This window comes from Aeromonas bestiarum, assembly GCF_000819745.1.
GTDB lineage: Bacteria > Pseudomonadota > Gammaproteobacteria > Enterobacterales > Aeromonadaceae > Aeromonas > Aeromonas bestiarum.
Map to the genome: position 1 here is coordinate 45,137 of NZ_CDDA01000012.1, position 17,999 is coordinate 63,135.

Sequence of the window (17,999 nt, forward strand, 5' to 3'; positions counted from 1 at the left end):
TGACATATTGTTTTTCTGGGCTTTTACCGGCTTTGGATGGCCGTGCTACACTGGCCGACCAAGATCCTGACCCCGCGGGGCAGGTGCCTTTTCAGTTAACGCCGGAGGTCAGATGCATTGCCCTTTCTGTAGTGCCGTTGATACCAAGGTGATCGATTCCCGTCTGGTGGCAGAAGGCCATCAGGTGCGCCGCCGTCGTGAGTGTCTGCTCTGTCACGAGCGCTTCACTACCTTCGAGATGGCCGAGCTGGTGATGCCCCGCGTCATCAAGTCCAACGGCTCCCGTGAACCCTTCAACGAAGACAAGCTGCGTGCCGGCATACTGCGGGCACTGGAGAAGCGGCCGGTGAGCATGGAGGCCATCGAGAAGGGGGTCAATCACATCAAGTCCCGCCTGCGGGCCACCGGTGAGCGCGAAGTCGCCTCCCAGCTGGTGGGCAACCTGGTGATGGATGAGCTCAAGGGCCTGGACAAGGTCGCCTATATCCGCTTCGCCTCCGTCTATCGCAGCTTCGAAGACATTCGTGAATTTGGCGAAGAGATCGCCAAGCTGGAGAAGTAACGCTGTCGGGTGGACAAGCTGATATCCGCTTCGTTTCCCCCTATCGCAGCGTCGAAGAGATTCGCCTTGTTTATGGCAAGAAGCTGCGAAGAGAGGGTGAAGTTGGAGAAACAAGCTTCCCCAACGTCCGATCTCGCTGCGCTAATCGAACCTGCAACGCCCATTTTCTCGCTTTGAACGGGAGCTCAGATGTTTAGTCAAGATGATTACCAATGGATGAGTCGGGCCCTCGAACTGGCCCGCCGCGGCCGCTATACCACGGCGCCCAACCCTTGCGTCGGTGCCGTGCTGGTGAAAGCCGGCGTTGTGGTCGGTGAGGGGTGGCACAAGCGTGCCGGCGAACCCCATGCCGAGGTCTATGCCCTGCATGCCGCCGGTGAACAGGCCCGTGGCGCCACCGCCTACGTGACTCTGGAGCCCTGTTCCCACTATGGCCGTACCCCGCCCTGTGCCGAGGCGCTGATCAAGGCCGGGGTGACCCGGGTGGTGGCCGCCATGGTCGATCCCAATCCCGAGGTGGGCGGACGCGGGCTGCGCATGTTGTCTGAGGCCGGCATCAAGACCGACTTCGGCCTGCTCAGCGCCGAGGCCGAGGCACTCAATCCGGGCTTCTTCAAGCGGATGCGCACCGCTTTCCCGCAGGTGACGGTCAAGCTCGGCGCCAGCCTGGATGGCCGCACCGCCATGGCAAGCGGCGAGAGCCAGTGGATAACGGGGCCCCTGGCCCGTGCCGATGTGCAGCGACTGCGGGCCCGTCACGACGCCGTGCTCTCCAGCGCCGAAACCGTGCTGGCCGATGGCGCCTCGCTGACCGTGCGCTGGGACGAGCTGCCCCCCTCGGTCAAGGCCAGCTACCCCAAAGAGACGTTGCGCCAGCCGCTGCGGGTCATAGTCGACTCGCAAAACCGGCTCACCCCGGACCTGCCCCTGTTCCAGAGCACAGGCCCTGTCTTGCTGGCCCGCCACAAGGCTGCCGGCGACTGGCCGGCCTGGGTGCAGCAACTGGAGCTGCCGCTGCTGGATGGCAAGCTGGATCTGGTCAGCCTCTTCATGCTGCTGGCCAAGCAGCACATCAATTCGGTGCTGGTGGAGGCGGGGCCGCGGCTGTGTGGCGCCCTGCTGAACAAGGGGCTGGTGGATGAGCTGGTGCTCTACCAGGCGCCCAGACTGATGGGGGATGAGGGGCGTGGCCTGTTCCATCTGCCCGAACTCACCCGGCTGTTCCAGGCACCCAAGCTCAACATCAAGGATGTGCGGCTGGTGGGGCAGGACATTCGCATCACGGCGAAAATAGCCTGATTTTTCAATGTTTATCTGGGGCCTGCCCGGCCCCGTCATCAGCAAGGTGATCTGCATGTTTACCGGAATTATCGAAGCGGTGGGAAACCTGGCCGAGCTGCGTCGGCAGGGTGAAGACATGGCCCTCACAGTCCACGCCCCGACCCTGGATTTCAGTGACGTCAAACTGGGTGACTCCATTGCCACCAACGGCGTCTGCCTGACGGTGATTGGCCTTGGCGACCAGCGTTATACCGCCGACGTGTCGCTGGAGACCCTGTCGCGCACCGGCTTTGCCACGGCCAAGGTGGGCGATCCCGTCAATCTGGAGAAGGCGCTGATGCCCAGCTCCCGCTTGGGCGGCCATCTGGTCTCCGGTCATGTGGACGGGGTGGGGGAGGTGAAGAGCAAGTCCAGCAGCGGCCGCGCCATCGAATACTGGATCAAGGCGCCAGGGTCGCTCTCCCGCTACATAGCCGAGAAGGGGTCGATCGCGGTGGATGGCATCAGCCTGACGGTCAACGCCGTGCAGGGGGACTTGTTCCGCCTGACCATAGTGCCCCACACGGTGCAGGAGACCACTATAGCGCGCTGGAAACCGGGTCATCGCGTGAATCTCGAGGTGGATCAGATAGCCCGCTATCTGGAGCGACTGATGCAAGGCAAGGCCCATGACGGCTCGTCATCGACCCTGACGCTGGAAAAGCTGGCCCGGTCCGGCTTCCTGTAACGGTCGATGCTGCGGGAAAAACGCTTTTCTGTGATCCCGCTCCGATTGAAATGGGGCCTTGTGCCCCCATCTAGAGCAGAATAATCCCGTATCAAGCCGAGCCGGCAGGCTCAATCCCCGAAGCATGTTGATGGAGTAGCCCATGGCGCTGAGCACAACCCAGGAAATCATTGCCGATATCAAGGCTGGCAAGATGGTGATCCTGATGGATGACGAAGACAGGGAGAACGAAGGGGACCTCATCATGGCCGCCTCCTGTGTCCGCCCGGAGGATATCAACTTCATGGCCCGCTACGGCCGTGGTCTCATCTGCCTGACCCTGACCCGGGATCGCTGCAAGCAGCTGGCGCTGCCGCTGATGGTTGATCGCAACAATGCCCAGTTCTCTACCGCCTTCACCGTCACCATAGAAGCGGCCGAAGGGGTGACCACAGGCATCTCGGCTGCCGATCGCGCCGTCACGGTACAGGCTGCGGTGGCGCCCAATGCCAAGGCCGCCGATCTGGTGCAGCCGGGCCACATATTCCCGCTGATGGCGCAGGATGGCGGCGTGCTGACCCGTGCCGGTCACACCGAAGCGGGCTGCGATCTGGCCCGGCTGGCCGGTTACGAGGCGGCCTCCGTCATCGTCGAGATCCTCAACGAGGATGGCACCATGGCGCGCCGTCCTGACTTGGAGATCTTCGCCGAGCAGCACGGCATCAAGCTTGGCACCATTGCCGACCTTATCGAATACCGCAACCAGCACGAGACCACGGTCGAGAAGGTGGCCGAGTGCAAGTTGCCTACCGAATACGGCGAGTTCGACCTCATCACCTTCCGCGACACCATAGACAACCAGGTGCACTTTGCCCTGAAGAAAGGCGAAGTACAGGCCGAGCAGCCGACCCTGGTGCGGGTCCATCTGCACGACGTGCTGAGCGATCTGCTGCTGACCGACCGTCACGCCGCCCGCAGCTGGCCGTTGCCCAAGTCCATGGCCCGCATCGCCCAGGAAGGTGGCGTGCTGGTGATCCTGGGGGCCGAGGCCCACGGCGAGGAGCTGCTGGCCCGGGTCAAGGGCTTTGAAGCCGCCGACAAGGGGCTGCAACCGGAAGGGGCCAAGTGGCAGGGCACCTCGCGCCGGGTCGGCGTGGGCTCCCAGATCCTCAAGACGCTGGGGGTCGGCAAGATGCGGCTGTTGAGCTCGCCGAAGAAATACCATGCCCTCGGCGGTTTCGGTCTGGAAGTGGTGGAATACGTGGGCGAATAAGCGCGTCGTCCGAATGACATTGAGATCATGGCCGCCCGTTGCGGCCATGGTTTTTGTCGTGGGTCTGTTGTGCTAGAATGTGCGCACTTTTGACACCGGCCCCTTTTGATTGCACAGATACAGGATTTCCAATGAAGGTTATCGAAGGAAATATCGCCGCTCCTGAGGCGCGCGTTGCTATTGTCGTTGCCCGTTTCAACAGCTTCATCAACGAAAGCCTGGTGGACGGTGCTGTGGACGTGCTGAAACGTCAAGGCCAGATCCAGGACAGCAATCTGACCCTGGTGCGCGTGCCGGGCGCCGTCGAAATCCCCCTGGCAGCCAAGAAGCTGGCCAAGAGTGGTCAATACGACGCCATAGTCGCGCTGGGCACCGTCATCCGTGGTGGCACCTACCACTTCGAGCTGGTGGCGAGCGAGAACGGCAAGGGCCTGGCCCAGGTAATGATGGAATATGAGATTCCCGTTGCCTTCGGCGTACTGACCACAGAAAACATTGAACAAGCCATCGAGCGCGCCGGTACCAAGGCGGGTAACAAGGGTGCAGAGGCTGCACTGAGCGCGCTCGAAATGATCAACGTCCTGAAACAGCTGGACGTGTAACGAGGAGAAGTAGATTGAAACCGTCCGAGCGCCGTAAAGCCCGCCATTGCGCCACCCAGGCCATCTACCAGTGGCAGATGACCAGGGCCAACGTGGGCGACATCGAAGAGCAGTTCAAGATAGATCAGGACACCAAGGGTGTGGACCTGAACTATTTCCGCGATCTGCTGTTCGGGGTAGCCCTCCACTGCAACGAGCTGGACAAGGTGTTTTCCCCTTTCCTCTCCCGTCCGCTGGAAGAAGTGGACATGGTGGACAAGGCGATCCTGCGTCTGGCGACCTATGAGCTGACCCGTCGTGATGATGTGCCGCCGCGCGTGGTGATCAACGAAGCGATCGAGTTGGCCAAGGCCTTTGCTGCCGATGACAGCCACAAGTTTGTCAACGGTGTACTGGACAAGGTGATCAAGACGCTGGCCAAGCGTTGATCCTGCTGTCCGTCAGCATTAAGAGAGGAGCCAGCCTAACCGCTGGCTTTTTACTGTATGGGTGAATTTGAGCTGATTGATAAGTACTTCAAGGTCCCCCACGCCCGCAAGGACGTGGTGATGGGACCCGGAGATGACTGCGCCCTGTTGACCCTGCCGGCCGATACCCAGCTGGCGGTGAGCACGGATACCCTGGTGAGCGGCGTCCACTTCTTCCCCGACATGGATCCGGTGGATCTCGGCTACAAGGCGCTGGCGGTCAATCTCTCCGATCTGGCCGCCATGGGCGCCGAGCCGCGCTGGGTGTCGCTGGCGCTGACCCTGCCCACCATCAACGAGGCCTGGGTTGCCGGTTTTGCGGAAGGGTTCCTGGAGCTTGCCGAATACTACAACGTGGCGCTGGTGGGTGGGGACATGACCCGCGGCCCACTCTCCATCACAGTCTCGGTGAAGGGATCCGTCCCTGCCGGTCGCGCCCTGATGCGCAGCGGTGCCAAGGCCGGCGACGGCATCTATGTCACCGGCACCCTGGGGGATGCCGCCCTGGCGCTCTCCCATCTGCTCGGCAAGCGCAGCCTCAACGAGAACCAGCTGGCCGCCGTGCTGCCACGGCTCGATCATCCCCATCCTCGCATTCTGGCAGGGCAGGCCCTGCGCGGGCTGGCGAGCAGTGCGCTGGATCTCTCCGACGGTCTGGCCTCGGATCTCGGCCACATCCTCAAGGCCTCCGGGGTGCGAGCGCAAATAGATCTCGGTCTGCTGCCCCTCTCGCCCGTGCTGCAGGATGCGGTGCCCGAGCAGGATGCCTGGCAGCTGGCGCTGGCCGGTGGCGATGACTACGAGCTCTGCTTCACCGTGCCGGAGGAGTATCGCGGCGCGCTGGATACGGCGCTGGCCAACTGTGGCGTCAAGTTCACCCGCATCGGCCGCATCGTAGCGGGCGAGGTGGGTATCGACTACCTGAGAGGCGAGCAAGTGGTTGAACTGCAACTGAAAGGGTGGGATCACTTCGCATGAGCTTGTTCAGGATAAAGCCCGAGCTGACACGACTGAACCTGAAGCACCCGCTGCACTTGCTGGCGGTGGGGTTTGGCTCCGGTCTCTCCCCCAGGGCGCCGGGCACCATGGGGACGCTGGTCGCCATTCCGCTCTATCTGCTGGTGAGCGGTCTGCCGACGCCCTGGTTCATCGCCCTGCTGGCGGTGGGGTTCGTGGCGGGCATTCGTATCTGCCAGAGTGCCACCGATGCCATCGGCATGCCGGATCACGGTGCCATCGTCTGGGACGAGGTGATAGGTTTTGGCGTGACCATGATAGCGGCGCCAGCCGGTTGGCAGTGGGTGCTGGCCGGCTTCGTGCTGTTCCGGCTGTTCGATGTGTTCAAGCCCTGGCCCATCTCCTGGTTTGATCGCCGCATTCACGGTGGACTCGGCATCATGCTGGACGATCTTATCGCCGGCCTGTTCGCCCTGTTTTGTATGCAATTGCTGGCATACTGGCTGGGGTGAATCTCCCCGCAAGGGGGATCGCCAGCCTGGCATCCCCCTATATAGCTCTGTTTAGTTTTCATTCATCGGCATATGCTGCCGTTAAAAAATCATTTCACATAAATATTCACTACTCATTCGAAGCTTAATGCTATTGTGCCAATAGTGATTATTTCCGCCTGTTGCGTCTTTGTTGAAAGTAAAAGCACTAAAAAATCTTAATGGTGGTCATATAGTCTAGTTATGTGACACAAGTCATCATTTATGACTGCCGCAATGGCCGCTGACTGAGCAAAGTATTGCGAAATTGTATAACCCGATCATTTACACTCGCGGTCAAACCGTCTAAGTTACTCGCGGGTTATTCCAAAAAAATGCAAAAAACCCGCCCGGATCGCTGGTTTCGCTGCCTCATGGATTGAGCGTTTATTACTCAGAAAAGCACTCAAGATCAGTACTCAAGGCACAACCGGCATCTGCGGCCGATTTACGGACGAATTATTTGGGACGGATGTCCCCCGCAGAGGTAAACATGTCCTTGCTCGAAGTGAAAAACTTGCGGATCGAGTACCCCTCCCGCTATGGGGTGCTGGCCGCGGTCAAAGATCTCTCTTTGTGTGTCGAAAAAGGGGAGATCGTCGGTGTGGTGGGCGAATCTGGCGCCGGTAAATCCACCATAGGCAATGCCGTCATCGATCTGCTGAGCCCGCCGGGCCGCATCGCCCGTGGTGACATCTATCTCAACGGCGAACTCATCTCCGGCAAGAGCCAGAACGAGATGCGGGCCATCCGTGGTTCCCGCATCGGTTTCATCTTCCAGGATCCCATGACCTCCCTCAATCCGCTGTTCACCGTAGAACAGCAACTGGTGGAGACCATACTGGCCAATACCAAGCTCTCTCACGATGCCGCCTTTGCCAAGGCTATCGAGCTGATGGGCGCGGTCGGGATCCCGCAGCCCGAGCTGCGCATCAAGCAGTATCCGCATCAGTTCTCCGGCGGCATGCGTCAGCGGGTGGTCATCGCCATCGCGCTGTCGTGCGATCCCGAGCTCATCATCGCCGATGAGCCGACCACGGCCCTCGACGTCTCCATTCAGGATCAGATCCTCCAGCTCATCCGCAACCTCTGCAAAGAGCGCCAGGTGGGCTGCATGCTGGTGACCCACGACATGGGGGTGGTCTCCAACGTCACCGACAAGGTGGCGGTCATGTATCGCGGCGATCTGGTGGAGTTCGGTACCACGGAACAGGTGCTGGGTCGCCCCACTCACCCTTATACCCGCAGCCTCATCTCGGCTGTGCCCCGCTCGGACGTCAAGCTGGTGCGCTTCCCGCTGGTCTCCTATATCGAGGATGCCAGTGCGCCGGATACCAATATCGATCTCAAGACCCACTGGCTCGGCCAGAGTCAGGACGAGCGCACCTACGAGGGGGCCCTGCTGCGGGTGGAGAACGTGGATCTGAGGTTCGTCACCAAGGACTCCATCTTCCCGAGCCGCCGCCAGTATGTGCGCGCCTGCAACAACATCAGCTTCGAGATCTTCGAAGGGGAAACCTTCGGTCTGGTGGGGGAGTCGGGTTCCGGCAAATCCACCATAGCCCGCGCCATCACAGGTCTCTATCCGCCCGATACCGGCAAGATCTTCTTCGAGGGGATCGATCTGACGGCTCTGAAAGGGGAGCACGAGCGCCGTCCGCTGCGCCGCCAGATGCAGATGGTGTTCCAGAACCCTTACTCCTCGATGAACCCGCGCATGAAGGTGCGTGACATCATCGCCGAGCCCATCCGCTTCCATAAGCTGGCAGGCAGCGAGAGCCAGATCGAGGGCATCGTCAACGATCTGCTCGATCACGTCGGGCTCGGCCGCGGTGCCGGGGTCAAGTATCCCCACGAGTTCTCCGGTGGTCAGCGTCAGCGCATCTCCATCGCCCGCGCCCTGGCGACCCGGCCGCGTTTCCTCATCTGCGACGAACCCACCTCGGCGCTGGATGTCTCGGTACAGGCCCAGATCCTCAACCTGCTCAAGGATCTGCAGCAGGAGCTCGGGCTGACCATGCTGTTCATCAGCCACGATCTGCCGGTGATCCGCCAGATGTGCGATCGCATCGGCGTGATGCAGCACGGTCATCTGGTGGAAGTGGCCGAGACCGAAAAACTGTTTACCAATGCCGAGCATGAGTACAGCCGCAAGCTGATCTCGCTGATGCCGGAGTTCAAGGGAATGTCCCGCGAGGGGCTGGAAATCGCAAGCTAGGAAAGAGCCGGCTCGCCGGTCTGCTTGTCACAAAAAGTGTCAATAAAAAGCCAAAAGCATGGAGAAAGACATGAAGAAAGGATTATCCAAGATTGCCATGGCGCTGTTCGCCGCGGGTCTCGCGTTTAACGTCTCTGCCGCCGACATTACAGTGGCCGTCGCCTCCGACGCCACCTCGCTGGATCCGCAGGAGCAGCTCTCCGGTCAGACCCTGGAGATGTCTCACCTGGTGTTCGATCCCCTGATGCGTTACACCCAGGATCTGAAGTTTGAGCCGCGTCTGGCCGAGAAGTTTGAACGTATCGACGACAAGACGGTGCGTTTCCACCTGCGCAAGGGCGTCAAGTTCCACTCCGGCAATGATTTCACCGCCGATGACGTGGTGTGGACCGTCAACCGCCTGAAGGCCTCTCCCGACTTCAAGGCCATCTTCGACCCCATCGCCGAAGTGAAGAAGGTCGATGATCTGACCGTCGATCTGATCACCGCCAAGCCGTTCCCGCTGGTGCTGCAGACAGTTACCTACATATTCCCGATGGACTCCAAGTTCTACACCGGCAAGGATGAAGCCGGCAAAGACAAGGCCGAGATCGTCAAGAACGGCAGCTCCTATGCCTCCACCCATGTTTCCGGTACAGGTCCGTTCAGCGTCAAGTTCCGCGAGCAGGGCGTCAAGCTGGAATACGTGCGCAACGCCAACTACTGGGACAAGGCTTCCAAGGGTAACGTTCAGAACCTGACCGTGGTACCGATCAAGGAAGACGCCACCCGTGTGGCCGCCCTGCTGGGTGGTGACGTGGACATGATCTACCCGGTTGCTCCGAACGATCTGGAGCGCGTGAAGAATGGCAAGGATTCCCAGCTGGTGACCCTGTCCGGTACCCGCGCCATCATCATAGAGCTGAACCAGAACACCAACCCGGCGCTGAAAGACAAGCGCGTGCGTCAGGCGATCAACCTGGCCATCAACGAAGTCGGCATAGTCGACAAGATCAACAAAGGCTTCGGCACCCCGGCCGGCCAGCTGAGCCCGAAAGGCTATGCCGGTCACAACGAGGCGCTCAAGCCCCAGTATGATCTGGCCAAGGCCAAGCAGCTGATGAAGGAAGCCGGCTACGAGCAGGGCTTCAAGATGAGCTTCATCTCCCCGGCTGCCCGCTACGTCAACGATGTCAAGATTGCCCAGGCTGTCTCCGCCATGCTGTCCAAGATCAACATCAAGGTCGATCTGAAGACCATGCCGGTGGCCCAGTACTGGCCCGAGTTTGACAAGTGCGCCGCCGACATGCAGCTGATCGGCTGGCACTCAGACACCGAAGACAGTGCGAACTTCTTCGAGTTCCTGACCTTCACCAAGGATGCCAAGACCGGCATGGGTCAGTACAACTGCGGCGGTTATGCCAACGCAGAGGCTGACAAGCTGGTGATGGATGCCAACGCCGAAACCGATCCGGCCAAGCGTGCCGCCATCCTGCAGAAGGTGGAAGCCATGCTGATCGACGACGCCGCCTATGTGCCGTTGCACTGGGAAGACCTGGCCTACGGCGCCAAGAAAAACGTCGACATCAAGCCTGTGGTCAACGTGATGAACTTCCCTTACCTGGGTGACCTGGTGGTCAACAAGTAAGCAGGGTCGTAAAGAAGGACCTGGCGGGGGCGGCCATGGCTGCCCCCGCCATTAACAGAAGCCTGTGCCAAGACACAGGCCACGTAGAAGGACAAGCATGTTTACATTCCTGCTGAAACGGTTCTATCAGGCCGTGATAGTGATGTTCGTCATCAGCCTGGTCGCCTTCTCCATCCAGGACAACCTGGGGGATCCGCTGCGCGAGCTGGTGGGACAATCCGTCTCCGAGTCCGTGCGCCATGAGTTGCGCGAAAAGATGGGCCTTAACGATCCCTTTTTGGTGAAATACAGCCGCTTCTTGCAAAATGCAGTGCAAGGGGATCTGGGCACCTCCTACTTCTTCAAGCGACCCGCTCTCGAGGTGATACTCGACAAGCTGGTGGCTACCCTTGAGCTGGTCTTTGCCGCTGCACTGATCATCGTCGCCGTCTCCATTCCGCTGGGGGTTTACTCGGCGATAAGGCCACGCAGCTTCCTGACCAAACTCATCATGGCGGTGAGCAGCATCGGCATCTCGATCCCTGTCTTCCTGACGGCGATCATGCTGATGTATCTGTTCTCCATCCAGCTCGGCTGGCTGCCGGCCTATGGCCGTGGCGAGACCCTTAACCTGCTGGGCTGGGAGTCGGGCTTCTTCACCTGGGATGGCATCAAGCACCTGATCCTGCCCGCGGTGTCGCTCTCCTCCATCATGCTGCCGTTGTTCATCCGGCTGGTGCGCTCCGAGATGCTGGAGCAGCTCTCCTCCGAATACATCAAGTTCGCCCGTGCCAAGGGGCTGGACAACAACAAGGTCTACTACCAGCACGCCCTCAAAAACACCATGCTGCCGGTCATTACCGTCGGCGGCGTGCAGATCGGCACCATGGTTGCCTACACCATCTTGACCGAGAGCGTGTTCCAGTGGCCGGGGACCGGCTTCCTGTTCCTCGAGGCGATCCACAGGGTCGATACGCCGCTGATCACCGCCTACGTCATCTTCGTCGGCCTGATCTTCGTGGTGACCAATACCCTGGTCGACCTGCTCTACGGGTTCATCAACCCGACCGTCAACCTGACTGCCAAGGGGTAACAGATGACTAACGCTGTGACTGTGAGCCGCTGTTTGACATGGCGCAACCACGCGGGTCTTGCCATCAACCCGGCTATCTACCTGGCTACGAAGGGGTAAGCATGAGTAACGCAGTAACTGCAAGCCCAAGCCGTTGGGCACGTTTTAAAAATTCCGACATCGTCTACTACTTCCTGCGCGATAAAGTCGCCATGTTCAGCTTTGCGGTGTTCGTGGTGTTCGTGCTGGCCGCGCTGTTGGCGCCCTGGCTGGCGCCGCACAACGTCTACGATCAGACCAGCTTCGATCTGATGGATGCCGAGCTGCCGCCCTCCTGGCTGGAAGGAGGCGAGGAGCGCTTCTGGCTCGGCACCGACAACCAGGGCCGCGACATCTGGAGCACCATCCTCTACGGTGCCCGCATCTCGTTGACCATAGGGCTGTTTGCGGTGGGGCTGCAACTGGTGCTCGGTATCGTCATCGGCCTGATCGCCGGTTACTTCGGTGGCCGCATCGACAACCTGCTGATGCGCTTCGCCGATGTGCAGCTGTCGTTCTCCACCATGATGGTGGCCATCATCATCTCCGCCATCTTCCAGGCCAGCTTTGGCTCCGAGGTTTACTCCGAATTTGCCATCGTCATGCTGGTGGTGATCATCGGCATCGCCGAGTGGCCGCAGTACGCCCGTACCGTGCGTGCCTCCGTGCTGGCGGAGAAGAAGAAGGAGTATGTGGAAGCGGCGCAGGTGATGGGGTTCCGTGCCCCGCGCATCATGTTCCGCCACATTCTGCCGAACTGTCTGTCACCCATACTGGTCATCTCCACCGTGCAGGTGGCCAACGCCATCATGAGCGAGGCGGCCCTCTCCTTCCTCGGATTGGGAATGCCGGTGGATCAGCCATCGCTGGGCTCGCTCATCAGCGTCGGCTTCAACTACATCTTCTCCGGCTCCTGGTGGATCACCGCCTTCCCGGGCATCTGTCTGGTGGTGCTGGTGCTGGTCATCAACCTGCTGGGTGACTGGCTGCGGGATGTGTTTAACCCCAAGATCTACAAAGGTTAACCCGGGCCAGAAGTGAAGAGACAGAAGTGAAGATACAAGAAGGGCGCCATCAGGCGCCCTTCTTTATTTGCTCGTGAACGTGCCTGATCAGGCCAGCAGCCAGGCCTCGATGCTGGCTTGAATGCCAGTGCTGTCGAGTCCCAGCAGCGCGTAGATCTCCTCCTGGGTGCCTTGCTCCACGAAGCGATCCGGCAGGCCGAGGTTGAGCACAGGCTTGCACTGTTTGCTGCGCATCAGAAGCTCGTTCACCGCAGAGCCGGCGCCGCCCATGATGGCGTTGTCCTCTATGGTCACGAACTGGTCATGGCTGGCGGCCAAGGAGAGCACCAGGGCTTCATCCATCGGCTTGACGAAGCGCATGTCCACCAGGGTGGCATCGAGCGCCTCGGCGGCGGTCCTGGCCTGCTGCAGCAGGGTGCCAAACGCCAGTATGGCGGTGCCCTTGCCCTCGCGAATGACACGGCCCTTGCCGAGCGCCAGCGCCTGCATCTCGGTCTGCACCTCGATGCCTGTACCGCTGCCGCGGGGGTAGCGCACCGCCGCAGGCTGGTTGCATTGATAGCCGGTGTAGAGCATCTGGCGACACTCGTTCTCGTCGGACGGCGTCATCACCACCATATTGGGCACGGTGCGCAGGAAGCTGATGTCGAACGCTCCCTGATGGGTCGGGCCATCGGCGCCCACCAGACCGGCCCGGTCGATGGCGAACAGCACCGGCAGCTCCTGCAGCGCCACGTCGTGGATCAGCTGGTCATAGGCGCGCTGCAGGAAGCTCGAATAGATGGCGACCACCGGCTTCTTGTCGGCGATGGCGAGGCCGGCAGCGAAGGTGACCGCATGCTGCTCGGCGATGGCCACGTCGAAGTAGCGATCCGGATACTGCTGGCTGAACTTGACCAGCCCTGAGCCCTCGCGCATGGCGGGGGTGATGCCGACCAGCTTCTCGTCTTTCGCGGCCATGTCACACAGCCACTGGCCGAAGATGGCGGAGAAGCTCGGCTTGCCGCCGCTCGCCTTGGGCAGGGTGCACTCGTCCGGATTGAACTTGGGCACGCCGTGATAACCGATAGGGTCTTTCTCGGCAGGCTCGTAGCCCTTGCCCTTCTTGGTCTTGACGTGCAGCAGCTGCGGCCCCTTGAGGTTGCGCATGTTGCGCAGGGTCTCGACCAGGGCGTTGATGTCATGGCCGTCGATGGGGCCTATGTAGTTGAAGCCAAACTCTTCGAACAGGGTGCCAGGCACCACCATGCCCTTGAGATGCTCTTCGGCCCGCTTGGCCAGCTCCTTGACCGGCGGCAGACCCGCCAGCACCTTCTTGCCACCCTCGCGTATGGTGGTATAGAGCTTGCCCGACATGATGCGGGCCAGGTGGTTGTTGAGCGCCCCGACATTCTCGGAGATGGACATCTCGTTGTCGTTGAGCACCACCAGCATGTCCTTGTGGACATCGCCGGCGTGATTGAGCGCCTCGAAGGCCATGCCGGCCGTGATGGCGCCGTCACCTATCACCGCCACCACCTTGCGACCCAGACCCTCGCTCTCGGCGGCGACCGCCATGCCGAGCGCCGCACCTATGGAGGTGCTGGAGTGGCCAACCGAGAGCACGTCATACTCGCTCTCGCCGCGCCAGGGGAAGGGGTGCAGGCCGTCTTTCTGGCGGATGCTCTGCATACGGTCGCGACGACCGGTCAGGATCTTGTGGGGATAGGCCTGATGGCCCACGTCCCACACCAGTCGATCGAACGGCGTGTTGTAGACGTAGTGCAGCGCCACCGTCAGTTCGACTGTGCCGAGCCCGGAGGCTAGATGACCACTGGAGCGGCTCACCGAACGCAGCAGATATTCACGCAGTTCGTTGCACAGTACGGGCAGTCGCTCGAAGGGCAGGGATCGCAACTCGACCGGCGTATCCGCGAGGGCCAGGTTGGGGAAATTGCTTATATCAACGCTCATATTGTTACTGTTATCCAGCGTTTAGTGGGTTCGCTCGATGATGTAATCGGCAAACGCTTCCAGAATGTCGGTATTGTAGGGCAAAGATTGCAAGGCTGTTAAGGCTTTACCGTGCAGTTCGCGAGCCAGCTCACGGGCATTGTCGAGTCCGAGCAGGGCCGGATAGGTACTCTTTTCCTGCGCCAGATCCGAGCCTTGCGGCTTGCCCAGGGTGGCGGTATCGCCCGTGATGTCGAGGATATCGTCCTGCACCTGAAAAGCGAGGCCTATGGCGGCCGCATAGGTTTGCAGCGCCGCCAGGGTGGCGTCGTCCACGTCAGGCTTGCACAGGGCACCCAGTACCACGGCGCACTCGATCAGGGCCCCGGTCTTGTGGCGATGCACCTGCTCCAGCTCGGGCAGGCTGATCTGGCGCCCTTCGGCCTGCAGATCCAGCGCCTGACCACCACACATGCCCAGATATCCCGAGGCACGGGCCAGCCGGCTCAGCATCCGCACCCGGTTGGCCATCAGGGCGGCCGGCATGGGGTGATCGGCCAGAATGGCGAAGGCCAGGGTCTGCAGGGCATCGCCGGCCAGGATGGCGGTGCCTTCGTCAAATGCCTTGTGCACGGTCGGCTGGCCGCGACGCAAGTCGTCGTTGTCCATGGCGGGCAGGTCGTCGTGCAGCAGCGAGTAGGCGTGGATGCACTCCACCGCGGCGGCGGGGCCATCCAGCAGCTCGCTCTTGACGCCCAGCATCTCGCCTACGGCGTAGACCAGGAAGGGGCGCACCCGCTTGCCGCCGAGCAGCAGGCCGTAGCGCATGGCATCGCGCAGACGCGGGGCCATGGCGGGCAAGGATTCAAGTTGTGCAGACAGGCCGTCGTCAATACGTTGACGATGCAGGCGGGAAAAATCGTCCAGCGTCACTCACTCCTCTCCTTGCTCTGGCTGGAAGGGGACCGCTTGCTCTGTGCCATCGGCCTGAGTCAGCAGGATCTGGATCTTCTGTTCGGCCTGTTCCAGCTTCTGCTGGCCAGCCCGCACCAGGTGGACGCCCTGTTCGAACTGCTTGAGCGCCTCTTCCAGCGGTAAGGAACCTTGTTCCAGTTGATGAACTATGGTTTCCAGCTCTTCCAGAGTGGCATCAAAACTCAGGCGGTCGATTTTTTTACTGGCCATGTCCATCCTCGGGGATTGAAAAAAACGGCTTATCTTAACATCGACGGCGGGCAGGGGGGAGGCTGAAAAGTGCGGTCGGCTTAAACTCTCGGAAAAGTGGCCGATAACAAGCCATCTTGTGAACTAGGAAAAACGTGGTGGCCCTTGCCGCTGATGAGCCAATAGCAGAAAATTCAACAAACTGCAGATACAACGAATTTCAGCTGACAGGAGTAGGGATGTGGATCTAGGTAGTCTGATTGGCATAGTGCTGGGATTTGGGGTCGTGGTGTACGGCATGTTGCTGGGTGGCCCCATGAGCATGTATGTGGATATGCCTTCGGTCTATATCACCATACTGGGTTCCCTCTTTATCTGCATGATGAAGTTCAACATCGGTCAGTTCCTGATGGCGTTCAAGGTGGCCGGCAAGGCATTCATCTACAAGGGCGACAAGCTGGATGACCTCATCATCAAGGCGGTTGAACTGGCCGATGCGGCCCGTAAAGGGGGCTTTTTGGCGCTGGAAGCCGCCGAAGTGCCGAATGCCTTCATGAAAAAAGGCATCGACATGCTGGTGGACGGGCACGATGCCGATGTCATCCGCGGCGTGATGGAGAAGGACATTGAGCTCACCGCCGAACGGCATGTCATCGCCATCAAGGTGTTTCGCGCGCTCGGGGATCTGGGGCCCGCCATGGGGATGATAGGCACGCTGGTGGGGTTGGTGGCCATGCTGGCCAACATGAGCGATCCCAAATCCATAGGCCCGGCCATGGCGGTGGCCTTGCTGACCACACTCTATGGCGCCATTGAGGCCAACATGATTGCGATCCCCATCGCCGACAAGCTGGAGCTGCGCAGCGGTGAAGAGCAGCTGAGCCGCTGCCTGGTGCTGGACGCCATCATGGGCATTCAGGATGGCCAGAACCCGAGGGTGATCCAGTCCATGCTGCAAAATTACCTGAACCAGTCCAAACGCAACAATGGCAGCGAGTAATCTCCATGGCTAAGTGCAAGTGTCCGCCACCTGGTCTGCCCGGTTACATGGGCACCTTCGCCGATCTGATGTCGCTGTTGATGTGCTTCTTCGTGCTGCTGCTCTCTTTCGCCGAGATGGATGTGCAGAAGTTCAAGCAGATCGCCGGCTCCATGGAGAAGGCGTTCGGGGTGCAGAATATTCTGGAGGTCAAAGACATTCCCAAGGGGACGTCCGTCGTTGCCCTCGAGTTCAGGCCGGGCCGCCCCGAGCCGACCCCCATAGACACCATCATGCAGCAGACCATGGACATGACCCAGACAGAGCTGGATTTCCAGCCAGGTGACGCCGATCAGGCCGGGGGTCATGACAAGAGCGAAGACAAGCTGGTGGGGGGCGACACCCGGCAGGAGGCGCAGAAACAGCAGGAGCAGTCCAATGCCCTGGCCAAGGAGCTGGCGGAGCAGATGAAGGCCCAGATCCAGGATGGTGCCATCGAAGTGGAGGCGCTGGGTCAGCAGATCATCATACGTATCCGCGAGAAGGCGGCCTTCCCGGCTGGTTCCGCCTTCCTGCAGCCCCAGTTCTGGCCCGTGGTGCGCAAGGTGGCGACTCTGCTCAAGGATGTGCCGGGGGAGATCACCATCTCGGGTCATACCGATGATGTGGCCACTGAAGATGAGCTGTTTCAGTCCAACTGGGAGCTATCTTCCCAGCGCGCGGTGGCGGTGGCCCATCAGATGATCAAGGTGCCCGGCTTCGACGGCGGGCGACTGGTGGTGCAGGGCATGGCCGATTCCCAGCCGCTGGTGCCGAACACCACCCCGGAAAACCGGCGTATGAACCGGCGGGTGGAGATCGCCATCATGCAGGGCAAGCCGACAGTATCGGCGCCAATCGGCGTCACTGAGCAGAGGTAGTGTCGATGGCAAAGCGCGATCCCGCTCGCAGGGACTGACATGGATTTTGTGCCGGCTTCATATTAAGATGCCTCATCCGAACCGATAGCTGCGGCTCTCTTTGATAGCCGCAGCTTCTCTTTTCAAGCAACCCAGGTTTCGACTATGAATCATACTCCGATGACTGTTCGCGGCGCTGAAAAGCTGCGTCAAGAGCTCGACTATCTGAAGAGCGAGCTTCGTCCGCAGATTATCGAAGCGATTGCAGATGCCCGTGAACATGGTGATCTGAAAGAAAACGCCGAGTACCATGCCGCCCGTGAGCAGCAGGGCTTCTGTGAAGGCCGCATTCAGGAAATTGAGAGCAAGCTCTCCAATGCCCAGGTGATCGATGTCACCAAGATTACCAACAATGGTCGCGTCATCTTCGGGGCGACCGTAACCCTGCTGAAAAGCGAGACGGAAGAGGAAGTTGTCTACCGTATCGTGGGTGACGACGAATCTGACATCAAACAGAACATGATTTCAGTGAACTCGCCCATCGCCCGTGCCCTGATCGGCAAGGAAGTGGACGATGTGGCCATCGTCAAGACGCCGGCCGGCGATGTGGAATACGAAGTTCTGGCTGTCGCTTACCTCTGATGTGAGGTGATGCCTGAAACAGGGGAGCCCGGCTCCCCTGTTTGT

18 protein-coding genes are annotated in these 17,999 nt (G+C 60.3%); 15 read left to right on the forward strand and 3 right to left on the reverse strand.

Going from position 1 to position 17,999, the window contains the following annotated elements; genetic code table 11:
- Positions 1–112 precede the first annotated feature (112 nt).
- The 12 genes from nrdR (at position 113) to BN1118_RS06225 (ending at position 12,338) form a co-directional block, all read left to right on the forward strand.
- Positions 113–562, forward strand: coding sequence for a transcriptional regulator NrdR (gene nrdR, locus BN1118_RS06170; protein WP_042866644.1), 450 nt, complete (start codon positions 113–115; stop codon positions 560–562).
- Between the two features lie 189 nt (positions 563–751).
- Complete coding sequence (ribD, locus tag BN1118_RS06175) at positions 752–1,861, forward strand: bifunctional diaminohydroxyphosphoribosylaminopyrimidine deaminase/5-amino-6-(5-phosphoribosylamino)uracil reductase RibD (protein WP_043140151.1); 1,110 nt, start codon at positions 752–754, stop codon at positions 1,859–1,861.
- Positions 1,862–1,916: 55 nt separating this feature from the next.
- Positions 1,917–2,570 carry a riboflavin synthase gene (locus tag BN1118_RS06180; RefSeq protein WP_043555226.1) on the forward strand — a complete coding sequence of 218 codons (654 nt, stop codon included), beginning with the start codon at positions 1,917–1,919 and terminating at the stop codon, positions 2,568–2,570.
- Positions 2,571–2,712: 142 nt separating this feature from the next.
- Complete coding sequence (gene ribBA / locus BN1118_RS06185) at positions 2,713–3,822, forward strand: bifunctional 3,4-dihydroxy-2-butanone-4-phosphate synthase/GTP cyclohydrolase II (protein WP_043140152.1); 1,110 nt, start codon at positions 2,713–2,715, stop codon at positions 3,820–3,822.
- A 131-nt stretch (positions 3,823–3,953) separates the two neighbouring features.
- Positions 3,954–4,424 (forward strand): 6,7-dimethyl-8-ribityllumazine synthase, encoded by a 471-nt coding sequence (gene ribH / locus BN1118_RS06190; protein WP_042866640.1) that lies wholly within the window; start codon positions 3,954–3,956, stop codon positions 4,422–4,424.
- A gap of 14 nt (positions 4,425–4,438) precedes the next feature.
- The gene (nusB, locus tag BN1118_RS06195) at positions 4,439–4,852 is read left to right on the forward strand and encodes a transcription antitermination factor NusB (protein ID WP_042035824.1); all 414 of its coding nucleotides are present in this window, start codon (positions 4,439–4,441) and stop codon (positions 4,850–4,852) included.
- Between the two features lie 57 nt (positions 4,853–4,909).
- Positions 4,910–5,869 (forward strand): thiamine-phosphate kinase, encoded by a 960-nt coding sequence (thiL, locus tag BN1118_RS06200; RefSeq protein ID WP_043555035.1) that lies wholly within the window; start codon positions 4,910–4,912, stop codon positions 5,867–5,869.
- Positions 5,866–6,360 carry a phosphatidylglycerophosphatase A family protein gene (locus tag BN1118_RS06205; protein WP_043555036.1) on the forward strand — a complete coding sequence of 165 codons (495 nt, stop codon included), beginning with the start codon at positions 5,866–5,868 and terminating at the stop codon, positions 6,358–6,360. The genes thiL and BN1118_RS06205 overlap by 4 nt, the downstream gene beginning before the upstream one ends.
- A 511-nt stretch (positions 6,361–6,871) precedes the next feature.
- Positions 6,872–8,596: a dipeptide ABC transporter ATP-binding protein gene (locus BN1118_RS06210; protein ID WP_043555038.1), complete on the forward strand. Its 1,725-nt coding sequence runs from the start codon at positions 6,872–6,874 to the stop codon at positions 8,594–8,596.
- A gap of 70 nt (positions 8,597–8,666) precedes the next feature.
- Entirely contained in the window at positions 8,667–10,223 is a 1,557-nt protein-coding gene (locus tag BN1118_RS06215; protein ID WP_043140169.1) for an ABC transporter substrate-binding protein, read from the forward strand.
- A 97-nt stretch (positions 10,224–10,320) separates the two neighbouring features.
- The gene (locus tag BN1118_RS06220; RefSeq protein WP_043555041.1) at positions 10,321–11,295 is read left to right on the forward strand and encodes an ABC transporter permease; all 975 of its coding nucleotides are present in this window, start codon (positions 10,321–10,323) and stop codon (positions 11,293–11,295) included.
- 101 nt (positions 11,296–11,396) lie between these two features.
- A complete protein-coding gene (locus BN1118_RS06225; RefSeq protein WP_043140174.1) occupies positions 11,397–12,338 on the forward strand; it encodes an ABC transporter permease in 942 nt (313 codons plus the stop codon).
- Between the two features lie 87 nt (positions 12,339–12,425).
- On the opposite strand, the gene dxs is transcribed toward BN1118_RS06225, so the two are convergent.
- Genes dxs through xseB form a run of 3 tightly spaced genes read right to left on the reverse strand, consistent with a single transcriptional unit; the run spans position 12,426 to position 15,455 of the window.
- Positions 12,426–14,291, reverse strand: a complete 1,866-nt coding sequence (gene dxs / locus BN1118_RS06230) for a 1-deoxy-D-xylulose-5-phosphate synthase (protein ID WP_043555043.1) — start codon at positions 14,289–14,291, stop codon at positions 12,426–12,428.
- A 21-nt stretch (positions 14,292–14,312) separates the two neighbouring features.
- A complete protein-coding gene (ispA, locus tag BN1118_RS06235; protein ID WP_043555044.1) occupies positions 14,313–15,203 on the reverse strand; it encodes a (2E,6E)-farnesyl diphosphate synthase in 891 nt (296 codons plus the stop codon).
- Positions 15,204–15,455 carry an exodeoxyribonuclease VII small subunit gene (xseB, locus tag BN1118_RS06240; RefSeq protein ID WP_005317577.1) on the reverse strand — a complete coding sequence of 84 codons (252 nt, stop codon included), beginning with the start codon at positions 15,453–15,455 and terminating at the stop codon, positions 15,204–15,206. It lies immediately after the preceding gene.
- A gap of 220 nt (positions 15,456–15,675) precedes the next feature.
- On the opposite strand from xseB, the gene pomA reads away from it, so the two are divergent.
- The 3 genes from pomA to greA all read left to right on the forward strand — a co-directional run bounded on the left by pomA (position 15,676) and on the right by greA (position 17,954).
- Positions 15,676–16,434 (forward strand): flagellar motor protein PomA, encoded by a 759-nt coding sequence (gene pomA, locus BN1118_RS06245; protein WP_043140183.1) that lies wholly within the window; start codon positions 15,676–15,678, stop codon positions 16,432–16,434.
- A 5-nt stretch (positions 16,435–16,439) separates the two neighbouring features.
- Positions 16,440–17,333, forward strand: coding sequence for a flagellar motor protein MotB (locus BN1118_RS06250; RefSeq protein ID WP_043555045.1), 894 nt, complete (start codon positions 16,440–16,442; stop codon positions 17,331–17,333).
- A gap of 144 nt (positions 17,334–17,477) precedes the next feature.
- A complete protein-coding gene (greA, locus tag BN1118_RS06255; RefSeq protein ID WP_042866628.1) occupies positions 17,478–17,954 on the forward strand; it encodes a transcription elongation factor GreA in 477 nt (158 codons plus the stop codon).
- Positions 17,955–17,999: the final 45 nt, after the last annotated feature.

Bases quoted from the DNA above. Each gene is read 5' to 3' on its own strand.
- nrdR (WP_042866644.1), top strand. From the start codon at position 113: ATGCATTGCCCTTTCTGTAGTGCCGTTGATACCAAGGTGATCGATTCC.
- ribD (WP_043140151.1), top strand. From the start codon at position 752: ATGTTTAGTCAAGATGATTACCAATGGATGAGTCGGGCCCTCGAACTG.
- BN1118_RS06180 (WP_043555226.1), top strand. From the start codon at position 1,917: ATGTTTACCGGAATTATCGAAGCGGTGGGAAACCTGGCCGAGCTGCGT.
- ribBA (WP_043140152.1), top strand. From the start codon at position 2,713: ATGGCGCTGAGCACAACCCAGGAAATCATTGCCGATATCAAGGCTGGC.
- ribH (WP_042866640.1), top strand. From the start codon at position 3,954: ATGAAGGTTATCGAAGGAAATATCGCCGCTCCTGAGGCGCGCGTTGCT.
- thiL (WP_043555035.1), top strand. From the start codon at position 4,910: ATGGGTGAATTTGAGCTGATTGATAAGTACTTCAAGGTCCCCCACGCC.
- BN1118_RS06205 (WP_043555036.1), top strand. From the start codon at position 5,866: ATGAGCTTGTTCAGGATAAAGCCCGAGCTGACACGACTGAACCTGAAG.
- BN1118_RS06210 (WP_043555038.1), top strand. From the start codon at position 6,872: ATGTCCTTGCTCGAAGTGAAAAACTTGCGGATCGAGTACCCCTCCCGC.
- BN1118_RS06215 (WP_043140169.1), top strand. From the start codon at position 8,667: ATGAAGAAAGGATTATCCAAGATTGCCATGGCGCTGTTCGCCGCGGGT.
- BN1118_RS06220 (WP_043555041.1), top strand. From the start codon at position 10,321: ATGTTTACATTCCTGCTGAAACGGTTCTATCAGGCCGTGATAGTGATG.
- BN1118_RS06225 (WP_043140174.1), top strand. From the start codon at position 11,397: ATGAGTAACGCAGTAACTGCAAGCCCAAGCCGTTGGGCACGTTTTAAA.
- dxs (WP_043555043.1), bottom strand. From the start codon at position 14,291: ATGAGCGTTGATATAAGCAATTTCCCCAACCTGGCCCTCGCGGATACG.
- xseB (WP_005317577.1), bottom strand. From the start codon at position 15,455: ATGGCCAGTAAAAAAATCGACCGCCTGAGTTTTGATGCCACTCTGGAA.
- BN1118_RS06250 (WP_043555045.1), top strand. From the start codon at position 16,440: ATGGCTAAGTGCAAGTGTCCGCCACCTGGTCTGCCCGGTTACATGGGC.
- greA (WP_042866628.1), top strand. From the start codon at position 17,478: ATGAATCATACTCCGATGACTGTTCGCGGCGCTGAAAAGCTGCGTCAA.